The organism is Cellulomonas sp. P2_B4 (genome assembly GCF_056404795.1).
The window spans coordinates 1-790 of the sequence record NZ_JBFUDI010000033.1; the positions used below are offsets into that span (position 1 = coordinate 1).

Annotated in this window: 1 protein-coding gene; it reads right to left on the reverse strand. The window is 63.7% G+C overall.

Going from position 1 to position 790, the window contains the following annotated elements; genetic code table 11:
- Window positions 1–128: 128 nt before the first annotated feature.
- The coding region (locus AC1DZC_RS19905; RefSeq protein ID WP_477044471.1) for a CaiB/BaiF CoA transferase family protein at window positions 129–790 on the reverse strand (662 nt) is incomplete at its 5' end.

Sequence of the window (790 nt, forward strand, 5' to 3'; positions counted from 1 at the left end):
GTGGTTGTTGTGCCCGCGAAGGTGCAACCTGGCGGCAAGAAGAGCAGTGCCCGGAATATCCGGCGAGACCTTGACCGGCGATTTGCGTGCATTGACCTCAAACACGCTGTTGCGGCGATCGAGGGAGATCAGGGGTTTGCCGGCCGTATGACAGCTTGATCAACCAGACCCTGCACCTCCACCGGTGTCTTCCCGAGCACTTCGCGGAGAATCTCCTCCGAATGCTCGCCCAGCCGAGGCGGGCGCAGCCGGATGCCACAGCGCTCGCCATCGAAACGATAGGGCGATGCGAGGACATGTACCGCGCCGGCATCGGGATGCTGTTGCAGTGTTATCAGGCCCGATGACCTCGCCCGCGCGGAGGTCAGCGCCTCCCCGAGCTTCAGGACTTCACCGCATGGGATGCCGTTTGCGGCCAGGCGGGCGAGCAGATCATGGCGGGAAAGCCTTGCAAGAACGTCCTCGAGCAGCGGCAACAGCGTGCCGCGATGTTCCGATCGACTCTGATTGGTGGCAAATCTGGGATCCGTCGCCAGGTCGGGGCGCTCGATGACGGCCTCGCAGAAGCGCGCATATTGACCGTCATTTCCGATCGCCAGGACAAGGGGGCCGTCCTGCGCGTCGAAGACGCCATAAGGCACGATCGAAGAATGGCCGTTGCCATAGCGCAGGGGCTCCTCTCCCGTGAGCAAGGCCTCAAGCCCGGCATAGGCGGTCAGGGTCAGGCCGCAGTCGAAAAGCGCAAGCTGGATATGCCGGCCCTTGCCGGTGCGGCCCCGCTCAATAAGGG